18 protein-coding genes are annotated in these 20,782 nt (G+C 44.8%); 1 reads left to right on the top strand and 17 read right to left on the bottom strand.

The genetic code is table 11. The features are described 5' to 3' along the window. Positions 1–133: 133 nt before the first annotated feature. The 15 genes from QP775_RS05940 to metH all read right to left on the bottom strand — a co-directional run bounded on the left by QP775_RS05940 (position 134) and on the right by metH (position 18,378). Positions 134–2,086 carry an ATPase, T2SS/T4P/T4SS family gene (locus tag QP775_RS05940; protein WP_285104420.1) on the bottom strand — a complete coding sequence of 651 codons (1,953 nt, stop codon included), beginning with the start codon at positions 2,084–2,086 and terminating at the stop codon, positions 134–136. Beyond that, positions 2,059–2,994, bottom strand: a complete 936-nt coding sequence (locus tag QP775_RS05945) for a hypothetical protein (RefSeq protein WP_285104422.1) — start codon at positions 2,992–2,994, stop codon at positions 2,059–2,061. Before QP775_RS05945 ends, QP775_RS05940 begins: the two co-directional genes overlap by 28 nt. Then, positions 2,984–3,715 (bottom strand): hypothetical protein, encoded by a 732-nt coding sequence (locus QP775_RS05950; RefSeq protein WP_285104424.1) that lies wholly within the window; start codon positions 3,713–3,715, stop codon positions 2,984–2,986. The genes QP775_RS05945 and QP775_RS05950 overlap by 11 nt, the downstream gene beginning before the upstream one ends. A 23-nt stretch (positions 3,716–3,738) precedes the next feature. Continuing rightward, positions 3,739–4,929, bottom strand: coding sequence for an SAF domain-containing protein (locus QP775_RS05955; RefSeq protein ID WP_285104426.1), 1,191 nt, complete (start codon positions 4,927–4,929; stop codon positions 3,739–3,741). 32 nt (positions 4,930–4,961) lie between these two features. Continuing rightward, entirely contained in the window at positions 4,962–6,506 is a 1,545-nt protein-coding gene (locus QP775_RS05960; RefSeq protein WP_285104427.1) for a serine/threonine protein kinase, read from the bottom strand. A gap of 206 nt (positions 6,507–6,712) precedes the next feature. Further along, entirely contained in the window at positions 6,713–7,792 is a 1,080-nt protein-coding gene (locus tag QP775_RS05965) for an SAM-dependent methyltransferase (RefSeq protein WP_285104429.1), read from the bottom strand. A 53-nt stretch (positions 7,793–7,845) separates the two neighbouring features. Beyond that, complete coding sequence (locus QP775_RS05970) at positions 7,846–8,178, bottom strand: thioredoxin family protein (RefSeq protein ID WP_285104431.1); 333 nt, start codon at positions 8,176–8,178, stop codon at positions 7,846–7,848. Further along, complete coding sequence (locus QP775_RS05975) at positions 8,175–8,513, bottom strand: cyclic-phosphate processing receiver domain-containing protein (protein ID WP_285104433.1); 339 nt, start codon at positions 8,511–8,513, stop codon at positions 8,175–8,177. Before QP775_RS05975 ends, QP775_RS05970 begins: the two co-directional genes overlap by 4 nt. Positions 8,514–8,580: 67 nt before the next feature. After that, a complete protein-coding gene (locus QP775_RS05980) occupies positions 8,581–9,480 on the bottom strand; it encodes a deoxyribonuclease IV (RefSeq protein WP_285104435.1) in 900 nt (299 codons plus the stop codon). 75 nt (positions 9,481–9,555) lie between these two features. Next, complete coding sequence (locus QP775_RS05985) at positions 9,556–10,365, bottom strand: Fpg/Nei family DNA glycosylase (protein ID WP_285104437.1); 810 nt, start codon at positions 10,363–10,365, stop codon at positions 9,556–9,558. A 28-nt stretch (positions 10,366–10,393) separates the two neighbouring features. After that, the gene (locus QP775_RS05990) at positions 10,394–11,227 is read right to left on the bottom strand and encodes a TIGR01457 family HAD-type hydrolase (protein ID WP_239327974.1); all 834 of its coding nucleotides are present in this window, start codon (positions 11,225–11,227) and stop codon (positions 10,394–10,396) included. A gap of 161 nt (positions 11,228–11,388) precedes the next feature. Further along, complete coding sequence (locus tag QP775_RS05995) at positions 11,389–12,474, bottom strand: Gfo/Idh/MocA family protein (protein WP_285104440.1); 1,086 nt, start codon at positions 12,472–12,474, stop codon at positions 11,389–11,391. Between the two features lie 302 nt (positions 12,475–12,776). Next, entirely contained in the window at positions 12,777–13,748 is a 972-nt protein-coding gene (locus tag QP775_RS06000; protein ID WP_285104442.1) for a metal-dependent hydrolase, read from the bottom strand. 134 nt (positions 13,749–13,882) lie between these two features. Beyond that, positions 13,883–14,803 carry a ribonuclease Z gene (gene rnz, locus QP775_RS06005; protein WP_239328673.1) on the bottom strand — a complete coding sequence of 307 codons (921 nt, stop codon included), beginning with the start codon at positions 14,801–14,803 and terminating at the stop codon, positions 13,883–13,885. Between the two features lie 137 nt (positions 14,804–14,940). Beyond that, positions 14,941–18,378, bottom strand: coding sequence for a methionine synthase (metH, locus tag QP775_RS06010; protein ID WP_285104444.1), 3,438 nt, complete (start codon positions 18,376–18,378; stop codon positions 14,941–14,943). 175 nt (positions 18,379–18,553) lie between these two features. On the opposite strand from metH, the gene QP775_RS06015 reads away from it, so the two are divergent. Next, positions 18,554–19,096: a 1,2-dihydroxy-3-keto-5-methylthiopentene dioxygenase gene (locus QP775_RS06015; protein WP_239327978.1), complete on the top strand. Its 543-nt coding sequence runs from the start codon at positions 18,554–18,556 to the stop codon at positions 19,094–19,096. A gap of 151 nt (positions 19,097–19,247) precedes the next feature. Here the strand turns inward: QP775_RS06015 and QP775_RS06020 are convergent, their stop codons facing one another. Continuing rightward, complete coding sequence (locus QP775_RS06020) at positions 19,248–19,676, bottom strand: FixH family protein (protein WP_239327979.1); 429 nt, start codon at positions 19,674–19,676, stop codon at positions 19,248–19,250. 278 nt (positions 19,677–19,954) lie between these two features. After that, positions 19,955–20,767, bottom strand: a complete 813-nt coding sequence (locus QP775_RS06025; RefSeq protein ID WP_239327980.1) for an HAD family hydrolase — start codon at positions 20,765–20,767, stop codon at positions 19,955–19,957. Positions 20,768–20,782: the final 15 nt, after the last annotated feature.

A 20,782-nucleotide genomic window follows, 5' to 3' on the forward strand; every position in this document is an offset into this window, starting at 1 on the left:
TATACTTGAAACTTCTGTTCGGTGCTGGAAATAAATAGACTTATTCCACGGCGACCGCTCTAACCTTTTGATCCTAATCCACATTACCAGGGCACACATACTACTTAATAAGAGGATAACAACTAATATTAAGTTAAGAGACACGTGACTTCCCCCTTGAAGATAACCAATCTTGGCATGCCTGATTATCTTCCTCTGTCATTTCCTTAAGCATGTTCGTTGTTAATTGCTCCGTTAAACCATTCACCCATATGTATTGGTCATTCTTAAATTCCACAATGTTACGATAATCATACAAATTTTGATTTAAACACTGTTTGTAATAGTTGCTTGCCACCTCAATAAAAGGCGACCAGCTGTTGATCGGATAGTTCCCAGTTATCCCCTCTGCAGCTCCATCTAACAAAGAAGCAGTATGTCCTCTCCTTGATAGTGGAATGCACTCCGTAATACGTTCAATATAACGCTTGCCTGAAGTGTCTCTTCCCAAATGTACATTAACATGAATAATTGAAGCCACTTGTTGTTCCGCAATTCTTTCGTCATGAAACATCCCTGTCTTCAGCAATGAATTCCGCAAAGACATTATCAGGTCTGGAAACGTCTTGGCATGATGCGTGAACACAGTAAATAAACTGGCTACTTGGGCCATCTGAATCATCCATGCCGCAATTGGATCAGTAGACACCTCGCCTAATATATGAACAGATCCATCCGTCTTCTTTTGAACGTCTAGACCAGCTTGCCCACTAATACGTTCCGTCTCTCGTAAAGTCAAAATGTTGCGCTCCGGGTATAGTTGACGCAAATGAAGCTCAAATGCCTGTTCTTGTACACGAAGCGGGTAAAATGGATAGATGGCTTCCACTATTGCCATCAAAAGCGTTGTCTTACCCGAGCCTTGCGCGCCAGTTATCGCCGTTACGCAAGCTCCCTTCATCAAATATCGCAGCAATTGAATTACGTCCTGTGAGCCTTTATCAGGGATAAGCTTCTCCAGAGAAGGGTTCGTCCGGTCAAACTTTCTTAAAAAAAATGCCCACGACTCTGAGAAAGGAGGACGCATGACCACGATCCTTGAGCCATCTTTCAAATCATTAACTCGATAACCATCTGCTTCTGTTAAAGGCCCTGGTGTTCGGTACTTGTAAATGTTATGGCATACACGTCTAAGTTCTGCTTCATTACCAAAGCTTAAAAATGACATTCGAATAGACTTTCCTTTGTAGAACAACCACACACTGTCATAAGAGAGTGGAACAACTGAACGAGGTTGCTTCCCGTCTATCTCGTTTGCACGGAAGCCACTAGCATATACTTGCTCAAATGTTGAGGTGGACATTCCGCTTACTCCTCCAGATATGCCATCTACACGTTGATCACGCAGCTCATCTATTACGGACAAACCTTTATATTGTTCGTAAATACGCTGAGAAATAAGGCGAATTCGCATTTCGTCCTGTAAATGAAACCGTTCTTGACGAAAGGCATCATTAATATCCTCTTCGCTAATTTCATAAGATGGTTCCCATTGTCCACTTGAGCTATAGCGGCGCCTCATTTGATCCCATTTATATTTCTGGATGAGCTCATGCATGGCATCTGCACCGAATCGATCTATATATACAAACAATAAAATATCAAATTTATCTTTAATGCACATTTCGGATGACTTCTGGAATGGAATTAAAATATTGTACTGCTCTTCTGACCAAACAACATGTGTAGTGATCAGCTCTGAAATCATATCCTTTACGAACTCCTTCTGAGTTCGATCCCCGCTATTACATACACGCAATGCACGACGCAAAGATTCTCGCCTTGTATAAACCCTACGATACGTCTCATCACTGTCGTAATGGTCCAGCAGTGGATCACTCGTCCATTGCTGGAACGTCTCACGTACAAATTGGGCCAGCTCCTCCCAGTTCCACATTGTTGTAGGGGGATGGTAAGCTTCGTGCTTCCACATCCATTTTCGTCGAATCAGCCAAATGATGAGAATTGTTATAAGCAATGTCGTAGTAACAATCAAGAGCACCCCATATGGCCCCAATATTATCCCCACTGCCTTGCACCATCCCATGACTGGCGTCCTACTGTATTGGAACAGAGGATGATATGTTCAACAACCTTATCGATTCCTCTTAATAATGGCACATGCTCTCCTTGCCCCATGCGATAGCTTAGCCTCATTAAATATGGTAATAATGTGCCACCCGCACTGCTATTTCGAAGTGCTGAATCGTAAGGAACTGCAAACACTGGTTGCGACTTGTATTTTCGCCTTATATGCGTTAAATTTATTAACAATTCCGGATCATACATGTTTATTAAGCCTAATCGGTGCTTAATTGGCGATACACACTCTAAGGGATCTGGATCTAGACGAAGCACATGCGCAGCCTTGTCCTTGTCGGTACGCACCTGACTCATGATCTGAATTAGGCCGTACGATTCCTCTGTAAACCAGTTAAATAAGTTATATTGATTTAATATGCTGCTCTTTTCTTCTTCCTTCTTCGTTACAGAAGAAATAAGAATGTCTCGGACATTCAAGTCCCATATTATAATGTCATAAGCAATAGTCATCCATTGAATACAACTCGGCATAAGCTCATTCGTTTCATTTGAATCTTCTTTTCTTGGTTGAACAAGACCTGTAACTCGAATAATGTCCAACTTTGGAATTACTGGAGTCGTACACGACACAAGCAGCTCAGAATTTAACTGATGTGACCTTAAATATCGTTGTACCGCAGTCCAACCATCAGGCACATCACCATATCGCTCAGTGGACGCTATCATGTGTCTCGAATGAAGTTTTGAGCTGCACAGCAGTTGCTCTGACCCACTATTTAACTCGTCATTATGTACGATTAACACGCGCATCCCGTGTTGAGCAGCCAACCTAACCGCAATGATGGATGCCATAGTCGACTGCCCGAATACATGACGAGATGCAGTAGATAAACACCAATGCTTACATGGCATTATGTAACCACATCCCTTTCTGAGGCTGTTTCATGCAATGACGCCACACTTTGTCAGCAAGGGGTCCGAAATGCGATTCCACAATCTTTCGCCATGCCAACTTGGTAGCTCGTGCGTATATCGATACATTGATCATATCCTCAGTTTCGTTGTGCATCTTTGCTGTCCAATCGGATTCATCGTAAGGTATGACAACACTTTCACTGACAGAATGATAACCTGAAGTATTTAAAAGTCCCTCTACGTATAACTGATCCTGCTCCTTGTCTACTGCATGCAGAATGATAAACTGCAGCTTGCCATCCAACTTTGTGTCGTGCAGCAAGCTAAATGTTGTCAACCATTCCAGGTTCCTGTGCAACGAATGACTTTCAACCGTCTGCACAATATATCTAGCATGTGCCTCTATAAATAGATTAGCTTCACTAAATGCAACACGATCCGTATCGATAAAAATATCATCATATTCACTAAGTTGAATATTGTACCCACTAGCTAATTCTTCAAGCTCATCCCAATTCATCACGGTAGACACCGTATCGATACCTTTCCAATGAGACCATTTTTCTTTCGTTAACCAAGTTTGATTGCGATACTTTAGCCATGGTGACGACATTGCGTCTACTAACAACACTCGCCGATTCAATCTGCTCAGCAGTGTACATATTCCGAGCAGCATGTCACTCTTATCACATGCACCCACAAAATAAGAAAGCTTCATCAAGTTTACAGCTCCTTGTAGACTTATTGAGATTGTTTCATTTCAAGCTCTGGCGCTAATTTACTAACTTCATTATTAGTTGAATTGGGTACGTGTGGACCAGCATCATTTGAAGTTTTCGGTTTAGCAACGGGTTGTCGCGGTATATTCGGCTGCTGGGAAGCTGCGGAAGGGCCCCCGGCTTCTTCAGACACACTTAGCGTGTTATCCTTCTGCTGCCCTGTAAATGGAGAATCGTATTCCATAATAGAATCATGACCTGTAAATGGTGACAGCGGGAGAACATTTGGAGTCTGACTGATCTTGCTGGGAGTGGACGAGAATGGATTCTGGCTGCCTTCATAAGTACTCGCTTGCCCGCTAAAGAAGTTACTTCGCTCAGGTTCAATTACTCGCAACTTATCCAAGTGGGACTCCAATACACGACGAGATTGGGCCGACAATACCGCATTGGAGGTCTTAACTATGTTAGGGTCTTTCTCAATCAATGCCATGACTTCAGCATTTACCGGGTAGTTAATAATAGCTCGTTGCTGCAGCATGGGGTCAACATAACGAACAGCGTATAATTGAGCACTATTCACATAAGCATCGACACAAGCACTTGACATCATCAACAGTTCCTGCTCTGAAAACTGCATCCATATGATAGCCGGTTTGAGTTTCTCCACCCTTTTATGAGACAACACAACAAAATCTTGCCCATCTGCAAACCGGATTCGCACATCCAAAACGTCACCTTCCAATAATTCAAGCGGGAGTTGAATAGCTGTTGTCTCAATCCAGCGGACATCGTCCACTAATCCATCCCCTTCTATAAGCATGGATGCCAACACAGGCGTCCTTGCGGTCACATCCAATTTGAGCAGCTTGCCCACGATATCCTCCTTTTTCGTAATTTGCTGGTCAGGAATCCAAATTGACGGAAGCACAATCCGTTCAATGTCCTGCTCAGTTAATCGATATCCCGATTCCAAAGGCTTCTTGAATCTCCATACATGCTTAACTCCAGATGAAGAATTTGTGATCAACTTAGGGGAGGATGCGGCTTGCTTCCTCGCTTTCTCTAAAGCTAATTCCAATTGTTGGCGTTCCTGTGACCACACTTGCTGCGAGTAGATCATAACAGTTCCACTAATAATACCTACACACCCTGCACTCATTGTTACAGCAACTACAATCAGCTTCGTTCTTCTCGTCCAACGTCTGATCACAGCTTCACATCCTTATCACAATCTCACTTTGCTCATAACTTTCCTGAGGGAATAAGCCACTTCGGCCATACAAGTCTGCGCTTTGCGTGTCTATTGATCCCCGTCCAGGATCGTATCCACTCCCATACATCTTCATTTCCACTAAACGGGTCAGCACAAGTCGGTATAGAAACGACATGCTGACTAGCCTTCTGCGCAGGGTGCTTGAGGAGATCAGCGTTCTCATAATGTGGCACGCCATAACACCAATAGCTATATTTCCTCGATGCAAAAATGTTAATAGCTGCTATCGTCTCTTGTTGACGCCAAATAGCAGACGATCCCACTAATAAACTGTAGGATGCTCTCATAAACTCATCAATACCGGTATGTGCGTGCACACTTCCCAAGTCAAGAACAACGTAGCTGTATTGCGTCTGCAAATGCGGTAATATGTGACCTTCATGCTGCTCTTTAAGTTGTTGCAAGCTTAAGTACGTGACCCCCCTCCACTCAAACGGCTCCTCTGTATCTCGCCATCCGTTTTCCCCTTCTACCGCCTGTATAATTGGCTCGACAACCGAACAAGAATGTTTCTCGTTACTATAGTCCATATAAGCAACCTGAACCTTAAGCCAATTACTTAACGCATGTGCTATCATAATCGATGTATGGGTAGTGCCCATGCCAGCGCCTGATCCCATGACGGCAAACACTTCTCCCCGTGATGATTGCATACTCTTACCCGATTTGCCTTTAGGAGGGGCAACAGATCCCCGTGTTCTTAAATCAATATCGTTACTTTCCGTATACTCTTGTAAGACATCGCGTAATTGTTCTGCGCTCTGGTACCTATCCTGCGGATTCTTTTCTAACAGCCGCAGCAATACGATTGCAAATTGTTCAGGCACGTCCGAACGAAGCATTTCACATCTAAAATCAGACATGCCATACCACCGCCCATCCGTTAGCATATGTGCCATCAAAGCACCAACTGCATATAAGTCTGTACGCGCATCACTTTGCTTGCCGGCATATTGCTCCGGTGCTGCAAATCCAACTGTACCTAGCTTGATTGTGTCTCCTTGTGTGTCCTCCCGCATCTGTCGCGCAATACCAAAATCAATTAACTTAACTCCGCCTTGAACTGTGAGCATCACGTTAGATGGCTTCATATCCCGATAAATAATAGGGGGAACATGCTGGTGTAAATAGGCCATTGCTGCGCATAACTGAATGCTGCAATCAATCGTTTCCAAAAATGAAAATGACTTTCGTGTCATACGCTCGGCAATAGTCTCCCCCTCGATATATTCCATCACTAGATAGGCGTGGCTGCACTTATCATCCGGGGGAAAGAAGTCTACAATTAATGGCAAATTAGGATGCTTTAATTCCGTTAGCCATTGGGCCTCCCTAACTAAATGGTACTGATTATGCCTTAACGGGATGGATTCTTTAATAGCCCATTGCTTGCCCATTAGTCTCTCATCCTTGGCAAGGTAAACGTAGCTCATTCCTCCAGAGCCAATTAGTTTCATAATGCGATAACGCTGCTCAAACAATCTGCCCTCCTGCAACCTTGATGGTACACGCACTTTATCCCTCCTTATTCATGTAAATAAACACAAAAAAACCCGAACACAGCCTATGGCCGCGCTCGGGATGCTTTCCCACATTTGAATATTTTGGTACGTGTTGATGTCATTATAAAAGGCACACGTTCATTTGTCTACACTTTTTTCCATACAAAAATCCGGAAATGCATTTTTACATGGTTAATCGAATTAAATATTGTACTACATTAATACTTCATCATATACAACGTAATTTCATCTCGATTGTGAAACAACTGCTTCGCACGAACAATCTGTAGATGTTCTGCAAACATCTCCATGCAATCCCGTATTGTTTGCAGTGGCTTCTTGTGCATTAACTTGACCGTAACGATAACAGTTCCCCCTGGCATCACAGCTTCAAGCAACTGGATGACAAGCTGAGCTGTATGTTTTGGGCTCCAACTCATATCACATACGAGCAAGTCGAACTCATGCGGTTCAAATGCAACCTCTCCTGCATTTCCTTTAATAATCGATAATTGCGGATGGTCAATCAGACTCGGATGCATATTGGCAGGATCCACTGCTGTTACTGTCAGACCTCGCTCTAATAGCAGGCTTGTCCATCCGCCTGGGGCTGCTCCTATATCCAACGCATGCTGATAAGCGGACAAATCAAGCCCTAACGTGCGTTCAGCCTCCAGCAGCTTAAACTTCGCACGGGATATTTGTCCTACTTCACGTTGGAAACGAATTGCTCCACCAGGCCAGTCAGAACCTTGATTAGAAAGTGTCGCCAAACCTGCGTAGATATTACCTTGATGTTCAAAAATTGAAACGATATACTGAGGCTGCTGAAGGACCACCTGGGCCCCATGCCGTTCCAACGCATCTTTAATAAATGACTTTAGCGAACGCTGCTCCGCTTCATCCGCTCCTTTGCCACTTCGACGCAAATGGATCGATACAGCATCCATAGATTTAAACGCAATACCACTTCGTTCTTGCATGATCACTAAGATCTGCTCAGCTTGCTCTGCGGTAGTTAGTTCTACGGCTTCCACTACGACTTGAACTGGAAACATGTCCCTAACAAAAATAACAGGTTCGGCGTTCATATCCTGCCAAATGTCTTGGACTGCACGCGGAAGTTCCATAAGTGCCACTTCACCCGAGACAAAGATCTGACTTTTGAGCTCAGCATACCTACGTCGCAGCTCTTCCTGAGCGTATGGGATATAACCATGGTTAGACGTTATAATCCAGTGCGACGATCCCTCATAATTTACTGGTAATTGTATTTCCTGCATATTTATTTCTGACAAAATAAAATTCCTCCACGACTGCTTGTTTCTTTGCGTTTGCCCAGTTCTATTATTCAGCCACGTCCTCTACTGAGCTGCTCATACAAATAAGTCACCGATTGCATGGCGTATATGTATTGAGCAGGTGCTGATGTGTCTTGACGATCCCATATAATAAGACAGGGCACGCTTGTTATTTGTAATAAAATAGCCGCCTTCGCTGCATCATTAATGTTCATCCGATATATTCGACATTGTGGCAGTGCTTCAAGTGCAATCGTCAGCATCGTCTCACCTAACGCACAAGTTCCGCATAAAGGCGAGTAGACATACACTGCATCCAACCTATCTCGTAAAGTGCCATCCTGCACCTGATCTATTAGCTGTTGCGCGGATATCGACTTCATAGCCTCCCTGCACTTACTAACAACAGCACTTCAGGGGGCATAGGACCATTTATAAGCAGCACATGATCAGGCTTATGCTCATATAACATCTGATACATACGTTGTCTCCCAATTGCACTGGAAGTATGCAAATAAATACGACGAGCAAACAGCTTTCGATTAATCATCTCACGAACGAGTTCAGTACCTGTTGGCTCATCTGGTCCTAGGTCATGATCGAGCGATAAAATATCCGTCTCTTCATTTTCAAGCAGCAGCAAGCATTCCTCAGCATTTTTAGCTAATACGAATCCCGCCGGGCATCGCCGCCAGTCATCCAAATAAACATGTATCATGCTGTACACCCCCATGCCATTCATTCTGTGTAGGAAGTTACCTCATCACAATAAGTTAACTATTCTGCTATTTATGATGGGATGTATGATGGTCCAGAGCATACCATGCTCGTATTAATTGCCACTCTTTACTATGCAGCCGTTCACCCGATTCAGGCGTTTCTAAAATCAACAGCTTATCTCGGAGTTCTGCAGACGTTAACAACTGCTCCATCGCTGTAGGACTGATCCTGCCCTGCCCAATTGCCGCGTGTCTGTCTCGCTTACTGCCATAGGCCTCTTGGGCATCATTCACATGAACAGCAGAAACATATGGCCAATAGTCCATATTCCGTCCATGCTCCAGCAATTGGGACGTTCCTTCCGTATGATCTGCATTCCACATCCCACTGACATAGGCATGGCAGGTATCTAGACAGAAACCGATCTGGTCTGGTTTATGGCACAATTTACGAATCTGTACACATTCATCCAGCGTGACACCCAATCCGCCATGTAGACCCGCCTGATTCTCCAACAAGATCAATGCATTTCCATGCCAAGAGTCAGTTACTACATTCAGCATCGTGATTATATCACGATATCCCTGTAATTTGTCACTGTGCTTAATCACACCAAAATGAACGACAACCCCAACTGCCCCACAGGCATCAGCGATGACAAGATCATTAAGCAAGCTCATCGCATGAGCCGTAAACAATGTACTGTCCGGTTGCATCGATGTAGCTATATTCAACACATATGCAGAGTGAATAATCGTCTTAATTGAAGCCGTTTCTAACAATGACCTGCACTCGTGAGCATCCTGCTCGTAATCCAACTTTAGCTGTAAGCTGCGTGGATTTTTAGCAAAAAACTGAAAGCAGCTGCATCCCTCTAGTTCAGCTAACCGGATGGCTTTGTTCCCCATTTGTGTAAAGCTGCCATGTGAACGAAGGTGACATCCGTAACGAAGTGTACCTTTCATCGTATACATCCCTACGCTGACCGCCGTACCAAAAGCCCATCAACAGCTACATATCCGGCATGCAGGCCGCAGCCGCTAGACGCCTTGCGGTTCACTAACCTTTACATGCTCATGTTGGCAACTCGGACAGTATACCGCCGTTTTTCCATTAATGCGCAGCTCTTCTAGTTTTGTTTCGCATTGGAAACAAGGTTCTCCCGTGCGCCCTGTTACCGCATACGTATGCTGAGTAGCTTGTGATTCATCAATCGCTTCATGCAGCCATTCTACCATCGCCCGGTACAATTCCGCCCAATCTTCCTCCGTTAACGTTTCAATGCGAACAGAAGGGAGTAGACCTGCTCGGAAACTGATCTCATCTGCTATCAATGGTGTCAAACCTGCAATTAAAGCCGGATTTGTTAACGCCGTTTTTAAAGAAGAACGACGTTTGGCAAATCGACGTTTGAATAGTTCGAACGTCAAATTACGCGACAGCGGCTCTGGTCCCCAAGCTTTTAGCTGCTCATCAAGCTCTTTTGCCGTTATCCATTGGAGCGACAGCGTGCGTGCTCCAGCTATGCGCCAGCTGCCTTGTTCAAATTTAATTTCCAATTGCTGTTTGCTCGAATCCACTTCGGCCTCAGCATCATCATGGCTAAAGCTGAAATATGCATCTACGCCTACATGCAGCAATAGACGTTTTCCATCATCCAAATGAAAAATAAATGCCTTACCTCTACGTTCAACAAAAAGCAACTGACGACCTGTCACAGCAGCAGACAACTCGCCTAGAGAAATATTTATCCAGGATTCCTTTTGTACCTGTATTTCACATATGCGCTGTCCTACAAAATGTTGGTCGATCTTTCTACGCTGCTGTTCAATTTGCGGCAATTCAATCATGCTTACATCTTCCTCTCTATCTCTATAATTATCGGCCCAGTTGTTTCGCCAGCCACTTTTTCATTTCATGAAGATGCTGACAGACAACCTCAGGGTTTACACCAGACTTCTCTTTATACGATGCTAAATTATCAGAAGTGGTCACACCTGTAAGGACTAATGCCGTGCGGCACCCCGCGCTAGCCCCTGCTAACATATCCGTCATCATATTATCCCCGATTACAAGCGTCTCTTCCGCCTGACAGTTTAATCGATCCAATGCAACATTCATAATGATCGACGATGGCTTGCCGATAATAATAGGTTCTGTTGCGGATGCAGCTTGAAGCGCCGCCATTAACGTCCCTGCCCCCGGAGAAAATCCTTTATCTGAAGGTAGCATGTAATCCGGATTGGTGGCAACAAAAGCTGCCCCGCCTCGAATCGCACAAGCGGCCGCCTCAAGTTTCTCATATGAATACTGGCGGTCAATTCCCTGCACAACTACGTCAATCTGCTTTTGCCATACATCTGCGGGTTGATCCGTCCATTCCACCCCTGCTTCTGTAAGCGCCGCACGAAGTCCTAGTTCTCCAATCATATAAACAGTCTTTCCAGCAAACATGCTGGAAATATATTGAGCTGCTGCCTGAGCAGAAGTAAGCACATCTTCCGCCTTCGCCGGAATCCCCATTGATTGAAGTACATCCGCTACTTGCTCTGGCGAACGTGATGAATTGTTAGTGACAAATAAAAATGGAACGTGCCACTCTAACATGGCGTGTATGAGTTCATCTGCCCCTTCGATTCTTGTTGACCCCTGAAACATCGTTCCGTCCAGATCGATAAGAGCGTGAAGCCGACGCTGATTCGTTACATTCATCTCATAATTCCTTTCTTTCTCGACAACTGCTTATGTTAAAAGCATGACAAATCCTCGAGTAGAAGATATCGAGCGGTCAATGTACCTTATGATACCAAAATATTCAGGTTTTTTTCGTTCTTCACACCCTTAAATCTCATCTACTCCTCATGCTCAGACCTCTATTTGCGGGATTGTGAAGCAATAATATGATCTATCCAGCGTTCTACCGCATATCCATCTGCTAGCGTAGGAGCAATATCAGTCCATCTCAGATCCCCTGCTTGTCGAAGCACAAAGTGATGAAGCGCCGCAAAATGACTATCCTGAAATACGCCCATCGTAGCTTTCTCATCTGGAAGTAACTGTATGGCATCAGGCACAGGTAGTGTAGAAGATGAACCGCTAATGAGGTGCAGCGAAGGTTGCGTATCCCGTTCCAAGTCGCAGATAATACTGCCTTTTGAACCTACGATATCTATTCGGAATTCATCCGCGCCCAATGCTATTCGTGATACTTCAACTTGTCCTCTGACTCCCTGCTCAGTCTCGTAAGTCATCGTTGCCCAATCATCTACGTTAATGTTGGTCATTTCAGCAGAGCCAGCAGCCGTTGGCCTGCGGGGGACAAATGTATGCGTCTTGCCTTCTACGTACTTATATTCACCGAACAAGTGACGAATCAAATCTAATGCATGAACTCCGATGTCTGTTATAGCGCCTCCCCCTGACATGGAGTCGCTTAAACGCCAACTAACAGGCCGATTTGCATTAAGGTAGCCAGAACGCATATACGAAATCTTGCATTGCAGCACATCCCCAATAATATCCTCTTGCAGCCAAGCTCTTGTCCGCAGAACAGCCGGATGATAACGAAATACAAATGCAAGCTGTTGCGGATAACCAACCGGCACATCCTGAAGCAGCGACGCAGTCTGAACCGCAGATTCTGTTACTGGCTTTTCACAATATATAGCTAGTTGATTGGACACTGCTAGACGAACTTGGTCCGCATGCATTGCATTAGGCGTACAAATGCTTATAGCCTGCGAAGTCCCCTCAGCCAGCGCTTCCTGCAAATTGCTCGTTACATGACGAAACCCAATCTGTTCTGCCTGTTCACGCAATGTATCAGGTCGACGAGTAACTAATGTATCCAGAACCGGTGTAACCGGAAGTGACTTTATAATCGGCATGGTGCGTAATGCTACCATATGCGTTTTGGCAATCGCCCCGAATCCTACAATTGTAAAACCAAGCTTGCTCATGGGGTTACCACCTTTCTATGTATGTAACATGTGTGCGTTCACTACCGATGCAGCTTCATTCATTGTAATGAACCACTCGACAGCATGCAAGGGCTGGAGCACAGCAGTTTCGACGAAAAATGACGTTGTCAACGGAAGTTATGACAGAATTACTCCCATCTAAGGGTTCTTAAAGGACAAAGCTGTCATTTCCTGCGCTTTCCCGGAAAATAATAATAAATTGGATACTTTAACTTCTGGCGGATGAAAAAAGAAACGGATATTTCACCGTCTCTTGTTTTCATTTTAGTGTATCATATTTATTAAACGTAAGGGGGCTCCCAGCCCTTCTTATTCCAGCCCATTTTGGTATCTATCACATTATATTCCACGTCCAGCTCCACTTCGACTCGAAACGGAAGCCGGTGGTTGTGCCAGAAACGAACATCACTGCAAATGACCCGATAGCCTTCCTGCCATTGTTGACATTGCACGTTTACTCGCTCCGCAAAAGACAGAAATGCTCGTACCCCATCTGTTGTCATCGCTCGGCTAACCGCCTCCGGCTGCGTAGGCGATTTAACATAGGTGTCTTCTTCTCTAATGAATCGATTGTTAATAATCCAGCCAGTTACAAAGCAATCTTCCTGTTCCACTAGGAACTGCCAGCGCGACCATCGGATGCCGGGAATTAGCTGTACATGAACCGCATCTGCATAGGCCAGTCGAAGCATTGAACGTACATACTCATGCACAAGCGTTCTCCAGCCAATATACAAAGCGGTAAGCACATACACACTAACAAACCACATTACTGCATCTGTTCGTGGCAGCCATAGCCAACTGGACAACGCAGCAGCATGAATGATAAACAAAAAAGGATCAAACAAACACAACACATCTAAATGCACCCATTTACGTGTCCAGGGCCTAAGTACCTGTATACCATATGCGTTAAATGTATCAAGGACGATATGAATCATGACAGAAGCACAGCTCCAAATCGCTATGATTGGCCAATAATCCCACACACCAAACAAGGCCGCCATTGGCAAAGCAATAAGGAGAGGCCACAGTAAAATGGCTGGGAGCGTATGAGTCCACCCCCGATGATGCCTTATATACGCTGAATAGCTATGAAGCCGGGTTACGGTATCAAAGTCTGGTGCGTGAGCACCAATCAACGATGCAGTCAAAACCGCATAAAATAATTCTGTATGTCCGGCAACAGAAGGGTCCGCGCATGCCAACCCTGCCAAAGTGGCGCCAAACAACAAATGACTTCCCGTATCCATAAGAACTCCTCCTCGGCATTAGAGGGTGGCATTCTTGTGCTAAGCTTTCGTATTGACATTGACGTTCAGCACATACCATAGCCCTTCCTAGCAAGAGCATACCTAAGGAGCGTTAACAGAACATTTTATCCATGTTAAGATGTCGTAATGATGTGATGTTCGTCTGCCAGTTCCGTATTTGGAAAAATAGACACAGCCTCTTCCAGCAATTGTTGTATTAAATCATCATCTTTGTATCTAGAACTGAAATGGGTCAATGCCAACTTCTTGGCGCCTGCTCTTTGTGCAATCGTAGCCGCCTGCTTCGCAGTAGAATGCCCAAATTCATGTGCATTTTCCGCCTTCTCCTCCAAGAAAGTCGCTTCATGCACCAACAAATCAACATGACGTGCTAATCGAACTGCATTGTCACAAGGTCGGGTATCCCCCATTATTGCTATTTTCTTGCCTGGAATCGCCTCTCCCAGCACAGAAGCTGCAAATACTAACTCGCCGTCTGGTAATTGTACGTCTATACCTTGCTTTAATTGTCCATATAAAGGTCCTGGCGGAATTCCCTTATCTCGCAGCATCTCAAACTTTAACCGGCCAGGACGATCTTTCTCTTGAATTCGATAACCAAAGCTGGGAACACGGTGTTCTAACGGCAGTGCCGTAACTGAGAACTGGTCATCAGACCAGATGACTCCTGCTTCAATTTCTTTGATCAGCAATGGATACGGCACCTCCGTCTGGCTGACCTCAAATACAGTCTTCATATACTTTCCGAGCCCTCTTGGTCCAAACACGGTTAAGGGTGTTGTGCCACCTTGATGAGCCCTGCTGGATAGCAGGCCTGGGAGCCCAAATAAGTGATCTCCGTGCAGATGGGTAATAAAAATAAATTCACACTTACTTAGTTTGAGAGGCGAACGCAGGATTTGATGCTGCGTCCCTTCTCCACAGTCAAACATCCAAAAACTTCCTCGTTCTTCATACAATCGAAGAGCCATACTGCTGACATTACGTCTTGTCGTTGGCATACCTGCTCCTGTACCTAAGAAGTAAACGTCCAAAATAACACTTCCAATCATTATTGATGTAATTAATATTTAACGTAGTTATATCAAGAAACATGTTATATGTTATGGTATTGCCGAAAAGCCCCTGCATCTAGTCCTAGATACAGAGGCTTTATTATCCCTACATTTCCCTATGCTTTATCCACGTTAAAGTATTGTGCTTGTGGATGTGCAAACACCATCGCGCTTACAGACGCCTCCGGTTCCATCATGCAGCCCTCTGTTAGTATAACACCAATATCCTCTGGCTGCATTAAGCGAAACAGCGGCTCCTGGTCCTCCAAATTCGGACACGCAGGATAACCAAACGATACTCGAATCCCTTGATATCGTGCACCAAACCGTTCCTTCATCGTCATATCCTCACGGTCTGGATAGCCCCAAGTCTCACGCATCATATGATGGATACGTTCGGCCAAGCCTTCAGCCATCTCAAGGGCCAGCGATTGCAGCGCATGCGAGCGCAAATACTGCCCTTCCTGCTTCATTACTTCAGCATGATCACGAATTCCTCTTCCGGCTGTCACAACCATAAAGCCTACGTAATCCATTACGCCGCTTTCCTTGGAGCGAAGGAAGTCGGACAGACACAAGTACGGCTCCACTTGTTGACGTGGGAATGTAAATGTATGCAGCACCTCTGACACATTGTTCGGATTATAAATGAGAATGGAATCGCCTTCGGATTGAGCTGGGAAAAAGCGATACATGGCGTTAGCCTGAAGCCAGCCTTTCTGCGAGCCTTCACGGAACAATTGATCAATCGTTTCCTTTAGATCAAGCGCCTTTGGATCTCTTGCCGCGAATAGCTGATCAACATTCCCTTTTAAGCCAAGATGGTGACCGAGCAGCATCTGCATATTGACATAAGGAATGATCTGCGGAGTAGGTATGTCCCTCAGCACATGGCGATCCAAGTCAGGTGGGATGTATACATCTGCCTCCTTGATGTTGGAACGCACCGCTCTTGTCAGCTTAGGCAGCGATTGCTGTTGTTCGCCTTCCCTTGCCAATCGTTCCTTATGGGAGCGCAGCTCTTCTACAAGCACTCGACGTTCATTTGAGTTCATAATCTTATTCGCCAAGTCTAACCCGTCCATGGCATCCTTCGCATATAACACAAGTCCGTCATATTCCGGACTAATCCGATTCTTTGTAAACTTTCGAGTTAATGCTGCGCCACCGACCATAATAGGCACATCAATACCTGCTGTGCGCATGTCTTGAGCTGTAATGACCATCTGCTGCGCTGATTTCACAAGCAAGCCCGACAACCCGATTGCGTCTGGTTTCTCGCGGCGATAAGCTTCGATTAGATCCTGGGGAGGAACTTTTATGCCTAAATTAACGATCTGGTAGCCATTATTGGCAAGTATGATCTCTACCAAGTTCTTACCGATATCGTGTACATCACCTTTTACAGTAGCCAACAAAATTTTCCCTTTAACAGCGGATTCGTTCTTTTCCATATAAGGTTCAAGGAAAGCAACAGATGCTTTCATCACTTCAGCACTCTGGAGAACTTCAGCCACGATCAGTTCATTGTTGTTAAACAATCGACCGACTTCCTCCATCCCCGCCATCAACGGGCCGTTGATGATTTCGAGCGATGTATATTTGTCGAGCGCCAAAGTGAGGTCTGGAATTAGTCCTTCTTTTGTTCCTTCTACAATATAGGCGCCTAGCCGCTCTTCCAAAGGTAAATTGCTAGTTTTCTCTTTCTTCTCCACCTTGCGGTCCCGGAATGCTGCTACAAAGGTAGCAAGTGTCTCATCATTAGTATCATAAAGCAGGGCTTCAGATAACTTCCGTTCATGTTCAGGGATAGAGGCATAACGTTCCAGCTTTTCCGTGTTCACGATTGCATAGTCAAGCCCTGCCTTTGTACACTCATATAAGAACACAGAGTTCAGCACTTCTCGCCCAGCCTCCGGCAGCCCGAACGAGATGTTGCTGACACCAAGTATCGTCTGACAGTTCGGCAAAGCTTCTTTGATCAGGCGTATTCCTTCTATCGTCTCTTTGGCTGAACCGATATATTGCTCATCGCCTGTCCCTACCGGGAATACGAGCGGATCAAAAATAATATCCTTCGCTTGGATACCAAATTGATGAACTAAAATATCAAAGGAACGCTTGGCAACTTCTAATTTGTCTGCTCTAGTAATCGCCTGACCGCGCTCATCAATCGTACCCACGACAAGCGCCCCTCCATAACGATGGACGAGTGGAACAACCTGTTCGAACTTCTCCAAGCCGTCTTCGAGATTAACTGAATTGATGATCGCTTTGCCTTGTGTATATTTTAATGCCAATTCAAGTGCCTTCGAATCTGTCGTATCAATGACAAGCGGCACTTTGACCTTCTTCACAACTTCTTGTAAAAATAATTTCAAATCTTCAGCTTCGTCTCGGTCTGGATCCTGCAAGCAGACGTCAATGACATGTGCACCGTTCTTGACTTGAGCGCGTGCTACTTCTGCCGCTTCCTCTATTTTACCCTCAGCAATTAACCGCTTAAACTTTCTTGATCCAAGTACATTCGTACGTTCACCAACCATGTAAGGTCGGCCTTCATTTTCGATATATACGGTCTCAATTCCAGATACAGCAGGTGGATGCTCGCCAAACTGACGTCTAGGCTCATATCGAGCAAGTGTCTCCGCAAGTACACGGATATGTTCAGGTGTCGTACCACAACACCCGCCAGCAATGTTCAACCAGCCCTGCTCTGCAAATGCAGCTATTTTGCGTGCTAATGATTCCGGTGATTCATGATAGTGTCCATTCTCATCGGGCAAACCTGCATTTGGATAGCAGCTAACCGCTGCGTTGGCGATTCCAGCCAACGTTCTGAGGTGATCTCTCATAAATTCCGGACCTGTTGCACAGTTCAAGCCGATTGAAATCGGCTGCAGATGTTCTAACGATACATAGAAAGATTCAATATTTTGCCCAGCAAGTGTCGTTCCCATCGGTTCAATCGTGCCGGATATCATAATGGGGAGTATTTTCCCCCTTGCTTCCATTGCACGTTGAATACCGATTGAGCCTGCCTTTACGTTAAGCGTGTCCTGTGATGTCTCTAGCAAAAGGGCATCTACGCCACCGTCTATTAATGCAAGTGCCTGCTCGTAATAACTCTCAACCAATTCGTCAAACGTGACCCCACCTGTTACCGATAGCGTCTTGGTTGTAGGTCCCATAGCCCCTGCTACATAGCGCGGATGGTCTGCCGTTGTATACTTATTAGCAGATTCAACGGCAAGTCTAGCTGCTTCCAAGTTTAACTCTACTGCACGGTCTTGCAGATCATATTCAGCAAGAACAACACTAGTAGAACCGAACGTATTGGTTTCAATAATGTCGGCACCTGCCGCAAAATATTGATCATGGATGCTGGAAATGACATCCGGACGAGTTAATACAAGCATTTCATTACAGCCGTCCAAATGCTCCCCGCCAAAGTCTTCCGGCGTGAGATCAGCTTGCTGTATCATAGTACCCATGGCACCATCTAAAATGAGAATGCGGTCTTGAAGACGCGCTTGTAATGCCGGTTTATTCATTCCTCAGCCCACCCTCTATGTCTGCTCTGTCTAAAAACGTTAGAACTAAGTTTAACAGAACTCTTACCAATAGGAAAGATGGGGATTAACATGAATGAAAATGTTTCTTGCCCAATCATTTCCTCTGTACTATAATACGAATAAAGTAATCATATTGGAGAAGTGAGGGATTCACATGGCACAGATTCGAATTCGCAACACGGACGAATTAATCACCGGAGAAGAGAACATTCAAGCCTTTCTGGAGGCACAGGGCGTACTATACGAACATTGGGATGCTGGCAAGCTTGCGCCGGCATTAAGAGATAAATTTGCTTTATCAGATGATGAGAAGCAACAGATTCTGGAAACGTTTGATGTTGAGATTCGTGATCTAGCGCAACGTCGTGGTTACTTGACGTGGGACTTGATCTCACTATCAGACGCTACACCAAATATCGAAGAATTATTGAAGAAATTCGAGCAGGTCCACACGCATACGGAAGACGAGGTACGTGCGATTACAGCTGGCGAAGGATACTTTGTTATTAAAGGTTCCGACGATGTTGGTTATATGGATGTGCTAGTTGAGCAAGGCGACGTTATCTCTGTACCAGAAAACATTCCTCATTTCTTTACATTATCGGAAAGACGTGAAATTGTCGCTGTCCGCCTATTCATTGAGACAGAGGGCTGGATTGCACATCCTTTCGAAGACCCTGCATTTATTAAAGCTTAATAAGCTTAGCTTACGATCCCGACAGGCTGCTCCTGTCGGGATATTTTCACCCTGCTGCGCCTTGCCACTCGTGCGTGTATTTACATATTTTGAATACAAAAAGAACAGCCTCTTATGCTTAGAGCCTGTCCCCTTATTTCATCTTCCTACCTTAATTCTTAACTTCAAACGATTTCTTTGGCATCGAATGCATTCCATTCGCCGAGACATGAGAGATGATCGTATACTTACCTGGCTGATCAAATGTTTGTTCTAATTCATAGTTACCATCCGCTTTAACACTGACTTCCCTCTTCTGATGCTCTGCACCTTCCAGCCACCATTCGAATTCAACTTTTTCAGCGTCATTGATCGGTTGTTCCTTTAACGTAACATGTGCTGTAAATACAGCTGGCTCATTGACCTTTATATTTTCGGGAATTTTTAGTTCAACGGCAATCAACTCCATCTGACCACCAGTTGCTTGGGTCTCCATCTCCATACTGTGCCCTTCATGACTTGAGTTGGTCCCTTTGTCATTCGAGCACCCCGTTATAAGCGCTAATACCAGCATGGCTGATAAGGCTGTTTTCTTCCACATCGCAAGTTCACTCCTTATGTATACTTGTCACACTGTGTTTGTTTACATTATATCCATGATATACCTTTTCGTTATGGCCCGATAGGGCTATATCATCACTTTAACTGTGAACTAATTATGACAATTATCACATACAACATAACATAAGTAATAGGTTTACTTCTAACTCCTCCTACAAAAAAGAACCTGCACATGTGCAGGTTCCCTCTTAAATGATGATCCATTTAGTTTAGTTGTTACATAATTGCTGCAAATCAAGCTCACGTTAATGATCGTCCTTATACAGCAGCTTGCTGATTGTTAATTATGCGGATAATTTCGGATATTTGTTGTAAACTGTTGATTTCAAACTCCGGATGTACAACTCCTGATAGCTCTTGATTAGTTCGGTTAACCCAAGCGTTATGCATGCCGACATTAATAGAACCTTGTATGTCAGTGGTCAATTTATCCCCTATCATCAATCCTTCATGTGGCTCAATGCCAAGTAAAGACATTGCATGTTCAAACAAACTAATGGCTGGCTTGCCCTCTGCAAAATTGCCAGATATCACAATATGGTCAAAGTACTCAAGGATACCCGGCACGCCATCAAGCTTCTCCTGTTGAAGGCATGGAGCTCCGTTCGTAAGGAGCAACAACGGGTATTGTGCCTTTAGCTGTGCCAATACTTCAAATGTTTCTGCATATACATAAGGTCTCTGCCGGCGTTCTTTCATAAATAAATCAGCGCAGACTCTTCCTAGACCCTCATCTTCTATGCCAAGCGCACGAAGTCCATGCGTCCACGCTTCAACGCGATACTGTGGAACAACATGCTCCAACCTGCGAAACTCTTCATGCTCCCCGCCTGTGAAATGAGCCCACAAAGCTTCAAATGGGTTAATGCCAATCAGCTTCGTAAACTCAAACGTATCATATGATGCATATAACGTGCGAGCTGCTTCACGTACTTCTTGTTGCAGGGCGTCGGGATTAACTCCCGACACCGTTTGAGCATACTTGCATGTTTCTGAAAATGCTTCCTCTACACTGCGGTCATCCCATAATAACGTATCGTCCAGATCAAATAATACTGCTCTGATCGTCATCCCTTTCCCCCCGCT

Source organism: Paenibacillus sp. UMB4589-SE434, assembly GCF_030226685.1.
Classification (GTDB): Bacteria; Bacillota; Bacilli; order Paenibacillales; family Paenibacillaceae; genus Paenibacillus_B.

What these genes read in the sequence shown, in the direction of transcription:
- QP775_RS05975 (WP_285104433.1), bottom strand. Translation starts at nt 8,513, where the DNA reads ATGATACATGTTTATTTGGATGACTGGCGGCGATGCCCGGCGGGATTC.
- metH (WP_285104444.1), bottom strand. Translation starts at nt 18,378, where the DNA reads ATGAATAAACCGGCATTACAAGCGCGTCTTCAAGACCGCATTCTCATT.
- QP775_RS06020 (WP_239327979.1), bottom strand. Translation starts at nt 19,676, where the DNA reads ATGTGGAAGAAAACAGCCTTATCAGCCATGCTGGTATTAGCGCTTATA.
- QP775_RS06025 (WP_239327980.1), bottom strand. Translation starts at nt 20,767, where the DNA reads ATGACGATCAGAGCAGTATTATTTGATCTGGACGATACGTTATTATGG.
- QP775_RS05990 (WP_239327974.1), bottom strand. Translation starts at nt 11,227, where the DNA reads ATGAATGTAACGAATCAGCGTCGGCTTCACGCTCTTATCGATCTGGAC.
- QP775_RS05995 (WP_285104440.1), bottom strand. Translation starts at nt 12,474, where the DNA reads ATGAGCAAGCTTGGTTTTACAATTGTAGGATTCGGGGCGATTGCCAAA.
- QP775_RS05940 (WP_285104420.1), bottom strand. Translation starts at nt 2,086, where the DNA reads ATGGGATGGTGCAAGGCAGTGGGGATAATATTGGGGCCATATGGGGTG.
- QP775_RS05980 (WP_285104435.1), bottom strand. Translation starts at nt 9,480, where the DNA reads ATGAAAGGTACACTTCGTTACGGATGTCACCTTCGTTCACATGGCAGC.
- QP775_RS05950 (WP_285104424.1), bottom strand. Translation starts at nt 3,715, where the DNA reads ATGAAGCTTTCTTATTTTGTGGGTGCATGTGATAAGAGTGACATGCTG.
- QP775_RS05945 (WP_285104422.1), bottom strand. Translation starts at nt 2,994, where the DNA reads ATGCCATGTAAGCATTGGTGTTTATCTACTGCATCTCGTCATGTATTC.
- QP775_RS05985 (WP_285104437.1), bottom strand. Translation starts at nt 10,365, where the DNA reads ATGATTGAATTGCCGCAAATTGAACAGCAGCGTAGAAAGATCGACCAA.
- QP775_RS06000 (WP_285104442.1), bottom strand. Translation starts at nt 13,748, where the DNA reads ATGGATACGGGAAGTCATTTGTTGTTTGGCGCCACTTTGGCAGGGTTG.
- QP775_RS06015 (WP_239327978.1), top strand. Translation starts at nt 18,554, where the DNA reads ATGGCACAGATTCGAATTCGCAACACGGACGAATTAATCACCGGAGAA.
- QP775_RS05970 (WP_285104431.1), bottom strand. Translation starts at nt 8,178, where the DNA reads ATGAAGTCGATATCCGCGCAACAGCTAATAGATCAGGTGCAGGATGGC.